Origin of the sequence: Streptosporangium carneum, assembly GCF_027922005.1 — a bacterium.
Classification (GTDB): domain Bacteria; phylum Actinomycetota; class Actinomycetes; order Streptosporangiales; family Streptosporangiaceae; genus Streptosporangium; species Streptosporangium carneum.
Window position 1 is genome coordinate 1 of sequence record NZ_BSEV01000057.1, and the last position, 8,540, is coordinate 8,540.

The following is an 8,540-nucleotide window of genomic DNA, read 5'->3' on the forward strand; positions in this document are numbered from 1 at the left end:
CCGACGCACTCGGATACGCCTCCCGCGCCCGCACCACATACGCACCCAGCGACCGATGCTCGACCACCACCCCCTTCGGCCGCCCCGTCGACCCCGACGTATAGATCACATACGCCGGATGCCCCAGAGACAACGGCACCACCCGATCCGCGTCCACCACGTCGGCGTCGGAACAGCGGGCCAGGGCCTCGACCGTCCCGGAATCGTCCAGCACCAGCGGAGGCGGACCGGCGGGGAGCCCGGACGCCTGCTCGGCCGTGGTCAGCGTCAACACGGGCGCGGCGTCGCCCAGCATGAACCCGATCCGCTCGGCCGGATAGTCGGGGTCCACCGGCAGATAGGCCGCGCCGGCCTTCAGCACCGCCAGCAGCGCCACCACCAGCTCGGGCGAACGCGGCAGAGCCGTGACCACGAAGTCCTCGGCCCCGATGCCGCGCTGGATCAGGTGGCGCGCCAGCCGGTTGGCGCGGGCGTTCAGCTCCGCGTAGGACAGGGCGTCGCTCTCCGAGGCCACCGCCGGCGCGTCCGGCGTCCTGGCGACCTGTGCCTCGAACAGGGCGGGGAGATGCTCACCGGGGATCTCGCGGGCGGTGTCGTTCCACTCTCTCAGCAGCCTGTCGCGCTCGGCGGAATCCAGCACCTCCACACGCCCGGCCGGCTGGTCGGGGTCGGACACCAGGGCGTCGAGCACCCGGACGAACCGTTCGATGACCGTCCGCGCCTCGTCGGCGTCGACGAGATCGGGCCGGTGCAGGAGGCGGAACCCCAGCTCCTTTCCGGGAACGGTGGCCAGGTTGATCGCGTAGTGCGTGGCGACGGTGGCGACGGTGTTGGTGACCCGCAGTCCGGTCGCGTCGACCAGGGAGGTCAGGGTCGTCTCGTCGACGGGGTAGTTCTCGAACACCATGGTCGTGTCGAACAGCTCGCCCAGCCCCACCAGGTTCTGGATCTCCGCCAGCCCCAGATGGTGGTGGGCGAGCAGCGCGGCCTGCTCCTCCTGAAGCCGGGCCAGCATGCCCGCCAGCGGCTCGGCGTACCGCAACCGAAGCCGCAGCGGCAGCGTGTTGATGAACAGCCCGACCATGGACTCCACGCCCTCGAGCTCCGGCGGCCGCCCCGACACGGTGACGCCGAACACCACGTCGTCCCTGCCCGTCAGACGGCTGAGCACGACCGCCCAGGCCCCCTGCACCACGGTGTTCAGCGTCAGGCCCCGGCTCCGCGCGCACTCCACGAGCGCCGCCGTCCGCTCCGCGGAAAGGCCGAAGAGGATCTCCTGCGACTCCGCCGGCACCCCCGCCGAATCCCCCGAGGCGATCCTGGTGGGGTCCTCCACCCCGGTCAGCGCCCCCTGCCACGCCGTCCGCGCGGCGTCGGCGTCCTGTCCCGCCAGCCAGTCCAGATAGTCCCGGTAGGGCCGCACAGCCGGCAGACCGCCGGGGTCACCGCCGGCCGCGTACAGCCGCATCAGGTCATCCAGCAGCAGTGGCAGTGACCAGCCGTCCCACAGGATGTGGTGGTTGGTCATCACCAGCCGGTGCCGCTCCGCCCCCAGCCGGATCAGCGTGAACCGGACCAGGGGCGGACGCCCCAGATCGAAGCGCCGCACCCGTTCCTCGTCCGCCACCCGCCGCGCCTCGGCCTCGATCGCGGCCTCGGGCAGCTCGGACAGGTCCACCTCCCGCCATGGGGAGGGCACGTCACGGACGATCAGCTGCACCCACTCGCCCGACCTGCGCTGCCGAAACGCCGCCCGAAGCGCCGCGTGCCGCCGCAGCAGCGCCTGCACGGCCAGCTGCATCACCTCGGAGTCGAGAGGACCCTCCAGGTCGTGCACCAGCTGCGGGACGTAGACGTCGGTCGCCCGGTCGTCGTAGGCGCTGTGGAAGAGCATTCCTTCCTGCAGCGGAGAGAGCGGCAGAATATCTTCGATCGTGCTCGCCTTCTGGTTCATGCCTAGATCCCCCACTCTGCGGTCAGCTCTTCTTCGAACTCGTCGATCTCGCTCTGGCTGATCTCGGCCAAAGCCACGTCCACCGGGGTCAGCCGGCCCGTCTCATGACGCTCCGCGTACTCGATCAGCCCGCGCAGGAAGACGAACCACGCCTCGGCCAGCTCCCGTACGTCGTCCTGGGTGAGCAGCCCCGTCGCCCAGGTCCAGTCGGCGACCAGCTCGGGGCCCTCCTGCCCGGGGGCGACCAGCGCGTTCAGCTCGACCGCATGGGCCAGCGGCATGCGGGGGTCCTCCGACTCACCGGTGTCGACCGCGGGCTCCACGTCCCAGTCGGCCGGTCCGCCCGTGGTGAACCGGCCGAGATAGTTGAAGCCGATCTGCGGCCGGGAGAGCCCGGCCAGCACCGGCCCGGTCTCGGGGTTGAGGTAGCGCAGCATCCCGTAGTCCATCCCGTTTCCTGGTACCGCCCGCAGCTGACGCCTGATCCGGGCGAGGACCTCGCCGACGGCCGGGCCCCCGGCCAGGGCGTCGGCGGCGTCGAACACGCCCGGGTCCAACCGCACGGGATACAGGCTGGTGAACCAGCCCACGGTCCTGGACAGGTCCGCCCCGCCGACCACGCCCTCCTCACGGCCGTGACCTTCCAGGTCGATGAGCACCCCTCCGTCGCCGGCGCGGCCGCGCCGACGGCGCCAACCGCTCACGGCCATGGCGAAGGCGGCCAGCAGCACCTCGTCGACCTTGGCGCTCACCGCCGCGGGCACGTTCGTCAGCAGTGCTTGCGTCGCGTCGGCCCGCAGGGTCAGCGACAGGCGTCCGGCCGTGGAGTTGACGTCGACGGCCGGATCCAGGGGCCGGTCGTTCAGCGGCGTGTCGGACGCGGCGAGCATCTCGGTCCACTGGGGGAGCCTGGCCACGCGTTCCGGGTCGCGCGACCGGGCGACCAGCCCGTGCGCCCACCGGCGGAACGAGGTGCCGACCGGTTGCAGGACGACTTCCCGGCCCTCTGCCGCCGCCGACCACGCCTCCGCGAGGTCGGGGACGAGGATGCGCCACGACACTCCGTCCACCACCAGGTGGTGCAGCACGATCAGCAGGTGCCCGGACCGGGCCGGACCCGCGTCGAACCAGACGGCCTGGACCATCGTCCCCTTCCGCGGATCCAGACGGCCGCGGGCCGCGGCGCCCTGCTCGGCCATGACCGCGCGGCGGGCCGCGTCGTCGAGCCCGTGGACGTCCACCCGGGTCAGGCACGCGGCGGCCCGAACCGAGCCGGGCTCTCTCACCTCGAGCTCCTCGATCCCGCTCTCGGCGCACAGCCTCATCCGCAGAGCGTCGTGACGGTCGAGGAGCGCCTGTACGGCGACCGCCAGCCGTTGCTCGTCCAGGTCGGACGGGACGCGGAGAAGCTGTGACATGTCGAACCGGTCGATCGGACCTCCGCGTTCGGCGAGCCAGCGCATGATCGGTGTCGACGGCAGCACGCCCACACCGGCTCCGGCCTCCTCGACCGGCTCGCCGATCGCGTCGGCGGCCCACTCGGCCAGCCGGGCGACGGTCTGGTGCTCGAACACCTGCCGCACGGTGATCGCGAGACCGGCCCTGCGCGCCCGGCTGACCAGCTGGATGGACATGATGCTGTCGCCGCCCAGGGTGAAGAAGCCGTCGTCGACGCCCACCTCCTCGAGGCCGAGCACCTCGGCGAACAGGCGGCACAGCAGCGCCTCGCGGCCGTCGCGCGGCGGGCGTCCCGACGTGTCCGCGCCGTACGCCGGCGCGGGCAGCGCGGCCCGGTCGAGTTTGCCGTTGGGCGTCAGCGGCAGTCCCTCCAGCGCCACGAACGCCGACGGCACCATGTAGTCCGGCAACCTGTTCGCCAGATGCGCTCTGAGCAGGTCCTCGTCCACGGCGGTCCCCTGCGCGGGGACGACGTAGCCGACCAGCCGCCGGTCCCCCGGCCGGTCCTCCCGGAGCACCACGGTGGCCTGCGCCACCTCGGGACGCCCGGCCAGGACCGCCTCGATCTCTCCCGGCTCGATCCGGAAGCCCCGCACCTTCACCTGGTCGTCCGCCCGGCCGACGAACTCCAGACTCCCGTCCGGCCGCCACCGCGCCACATCACCCGTGCGGTACATCCGCTCACCGGCGCCGCCGAACGGATCGGCCACGAACCGCTCCGCGCTCAACCCCGGCCGGCGCCAGTAGCCGCGCGTCACTCCGGTGCCCGCCACGTACAGCTCACCGGCGACGCCGACGGGAACCCGCAGCAGCCCGTCGTCCAGGACGTAGGCGCGCATGTTGTCCAGCGGCCGGCCGACGGGCACGCTGTCCGGGACGGTGTCCTGGGGGCGCATCGTGTGGCTGAGGGCGAAGGTCGTCGCCTCCGTCGGCCCGTAGCCGTTGATCACCGTCGTCTCGGGGCAGGCGTCGCGGACCCGCCTCACCGCGGCCGCCGGAACCACGTCGCCGCCGGCCAGCACCTCGTGGACGCCCGCCAGGCATTCGGGTCTCTCCTCGGCCACCAGCCGGAACAGTCCGGCGGTGAGCCACAGAGCGGTCACCTTGTGCTCGTGGAGCACCCGCGCCAGAACGTCCACGTCCAGCTCTTCTGGCGGAGCCACGACCACGCAGCCGCCGGACAGCAGCGGCGTCCAGAACTCGTAGGTCGAGGCGTCGAACGCGAACGGGGAGTGGAGCAGGACCCGCTCGTGGGCCCCGTTCCGCCAGCGCCGGTCCGTGGCGAGGGCTGCGACGTCGCGATGGGTGACCGCGACCCCCTTGGGTTCTCCCGCCGACCCCGAGGTGTACATGACGTAGGCAAGGCGGCTTGGCCTTCCGCCGACGTCGGGACGGCCGGCCGGCTCCTCCGCGCCCGCCGGATCGTCCACGATCACGATCTGCGCCCCCAGCGGCAGTGCCCGGTCGGCGTACGCGCGGTCGGTCACCACCAGCGGCGCGGCGACGTCCTCGACCACGTAGCGCATGCGCTCCGGCGGATAGGCGTCGTGCAGGGGCACGTACGCCCCGCCGGCCTTGAGAACGGCGAGAATCGCGACCGCCACGTCCGCGGATCTCCGCATCAGCAGCGCGACCGGCGTCTCGGGACCGACTCCGGAGGCGATCAACCGGCACGCCAGCCGGTCCGACCGCGCGTCGAGTTCGGCGTAGGTCAGGCTCTTCTCGCCCGCGACGACGGCGACGCTGTCCGGGCAGAGTCTCGCCTGCTCACGGAACAGTTCGGGCAACCATGCCCGGGGCTCGTCGCACGCGGTGTCGTTCCACTCCTCCAGCAGACGTCGTTCGGCGGGCTCCAGCACCTCGATCCGCCCGACAGACCGGTCGGGGTCGTCGACGACCGCTTCGAGCAGGCGCTGGAAGCGGGCGACGAGGCCGGCGGCCGTCTGCCGGGCGAACAGGTCCTCGCTGTACTCCAGCGTGGCCGGCAGCGGGGCGTCGCCCTCCTCGGCCCGGTCGTTCTCGAAGACGAACATCAGGTCGAACTTCGCCCTGCCGGTCTCGAAGTCGTGCCCCTCTGCGGTGATCCCCGGAATCCGGGCGGCCTCCTGCGGGATCGCGTTGTCGTCGAAGGCCAGCATGACCTGGAACAGGGGGTGGCGGGACAGGGACCGCTCGGGGTTGAGCACCTCCACCAGCCGCTCGAACGGCAGGTCCTGGTGCGCGTAGGCCGCAAGGTCGCTCTCCCGCACCCGGGCCAGCAGCTCCCGGAAGCTCGGGTCGCCCGACAGGTCGGTGCGCAGCACCAGGGTGTTGACGAAGAACCCGACCAGGTCCTCCACCGCGTCGTCGGTACGGCCCGCGATCGGCGTGCCCAGCGGGATGTCGCTGCCCGCGCCCAGGCGGGACAGCAGCGTCGCCACCGCGGCCTGCATCACCATGAACACGGTGACGTTCTCGGCCCGCGCCACCTCCACCAGCCGCGCGTGCAGCTCCGCCGGCACCTCGAAGGCCACCCGGCCGCCCCGGTAGGAGGCCACCGCGGGCCGCGGCCGGTCAGCGGGCAGCGCCAGCTCCTCCGGCAGCCCCGCCAGCGCCTGCCGCCAGTACGCCAGCTGCCCGGCCAGCACGCTGCCGGGGTCGTCCTCCGAACCCAGCACCTCCCGCTGCCACAGCGTGTAGTCGGCGTACTGCACCGGCAGCGGCGACCAGGTCGGCGCGCCGCCCGCCGCCCTGGCCGCATAGGCCACCGACAGGTCGCGGGCCAACGGCCCCATCGACCAGCCGTCCCCGGCGATGTGGTGGACCACGAGCATCAGCACGTGCTCCTCGGCCCCCAGCTCGAACAGCCGGGCCCGCACCGGGATCTCCGCCGACAGGTCGAACGCGTGCCCGGCCGCCTCGGCCAGCCGCCCCTCCAGCCCGTCGCGATCACAGGAGACGACCTCCAGCACCGGACGCGCCGCCTCCACCGGCAACACCCGCTGATAGGGGCCCGCCTCGTCCTCGGCGAACACCGTGCGCAGACTCTCGTGCCGCGCCACCACATCACCCAGCGCCGCCCGCAACCCCTCCACATCCAGCGCCCCGGACAACCGCAACGCCACCGGCACGTTGTACGTCGCACTCGGCCCCTCCAACCGGTGCAGGAACCACAACCGGCGCTGCGCGAACGACAACGGCACCCGCACCGGCCGCGGCACCACCGCCCGCACCCCCGAACGAGCCCGCCCGCCCCCGGACAACGCCGCCGCCAGCCCGGCCACCGTCGGCGTCTCGAACACCTGCCGGATCGGCGTCTCCACACCGAGCACCGACCGGATCCGGCTGGCCAGCCGGATCGCGGACAAGGAGTGTCCGCCCAGGTCGAAGAACCCGTCGTCGACGCCCACGCTCGGCACGTCGAGCATCTCGGCGAACAGGCCCCGCAGGATCTCCTCCCGTGGGTCACGGGGCAGGCGGCCAGACCGCGCCTCGTCGTCGGCTTCCTCGGGGGCCTCTCCCGCCGGGCCGAGGAGTTCGAGGTCGCCGCTCCTGGTCCAGCGCGCCGGTTCGTCGGTCCTGTACATCCACCCGTGGCCGAACGCGTCCGGCAGCAGCCGGTCCCGGGCGACGCCGGTGTTCGGCAGGTCGTGCCCGGCCACGTGCAGCACGCCGGCGACTCCCGGTGGAACCGGCTGCGATCCGGCGTCGAGCACGTAGTACCGGAGGTCCGCAGGACGGGAAGGCCCCGAAGCGGACAGGCCTGGCACGATGCCCTCCGGCAGCTGCGGGACGACCGCGCTCCATTCCCCGAGGACGCGCTCGCGTTCGGCCGGGTCGAGCAGGTCCACGCCGCCGACCAGGCGGTCGGGATCGTCCGCCACGGCTTCCAGCAGGCGCGTGAACCGATCGACGACGGACCGCGCCGTCTCCTCGTCGAACAGATCCGTGCTGTACTCCAGGTCGCCGTAGAGCCCGTCGGGCTCTCCGCCGGGGTTCGTCCGCTCGGCGAGTTCCATGGCGAGGTCGAAGGGAGAGACGGCGTTCTGCGCCGCCTGCGGGGCCGCCTCCAGCCCCGGCAGCCGTCGCGCCTCCTCCAGGGCGAGCTGCTGGTCTGTGCCGTTGAACGTCAGGATGACCTGGAACAGCGGGTGGCGGGACAGGGACCGCTCGGGGTTGAGCACCTCCACCAGCCGCTCGAACGGCAGGTCCTGGTGCGCGTAGGCCGCAAGGTCGCTCTCCCGCACCCGGCTCAGCAGCTCCCGGAAGCTCGGGTCGCCCGACAGGTCGGTGCGCAGCACCAGCGTGTTGGAGAACGAGCCGATCAGGTCGTCCACCGCGTCGTCGGTGCGGCCCGCGATCGGCGTGCCCAGCGGAACGTCCGTCCCCGCGCCCAGGCGGGACAGCAGAACGGCCAGCGCCGCCTGCACCACCATGAACACGGTCGCGTGGCTGTCCCGCGCCAGCCGTGTCAGCCGTGCGTGCAGCTCCGCCGGCACCTCGAAGGCCACCCGGCCGCCCCGGTAGGAGGCCACCGCAGGCCGCGGCCGGTCAGCGGGCAACGCCAGCTCCTCCGGCAACCCCGCCAGCGCCTGCGCCCAGTACGCCAGCTGCCGGGAGATCTCACTGCCCGGATCGTCCTCCGACCCCAGCACCTCCCGCTGCCACAGCGTGTAGTCGGCGTACTGCACCGGCAGCGGCAGCCAGGCCGGCGCGCCGCCCTCGGCACGGGCGGCGTAGGCCGCCACCAGATCCCGCGCCAACGGCCCCAGCGACCAGCCGTCCCCGGCGATGTGGTGCATCACCAGCACCAGCACGTGCTCCTCGGCCCCCAGCTCGAACAGCCGGGCCCGCACCGGAATCTCGGCCGACAGGTCGAACGCGTGCCCGACCGCCTCAGCCAGCCGCTCCTCCAGCCGCGCCTCCTCGCACACCGCCGTCTCCAGCAGCGCGGGCACGGACTCGATCGGCAGCACCCGCTGATAGGGGCCCGCCTCGTCCTCGGCGAACACCGTGCGCAGGCTCTCGTGCCGCGCCACCACATCGCCCAGTGCCGCCCGCAACCCCTCCACGTCCAGACGGCCGGACAACCGCAACGCCACCGGCACGTTGTAGGTCGCGCTCGGCCCCTCCAACCGGTGCAGGAACC

At 72.8% G+C, this 8,540-nt stretch carries 2 protein-coding genes; both read right to left on the minus strand.

Annotated features, from left to right (window positions below; translation table 11 throughout):
• Positions 1-1,954, minus strand: a 1,954-nt coding sequence (locus tag PKF00_RS43715) for a condensation domain-containing protein (protein ID WP_271223700.1), incomplete at its 3' end; no start/stop codon positions are given.
• 2 nt (positions 1,955-1,956) lie between these two features.
• The coding region (locus PKF00_RS43720) for a non-ribosomal peptide synthetase (RefSeq protein ID WP_438827874.1) at positions 1,957-8,540 on the minus strand (6,584 nt) is incomplete at its 5' end.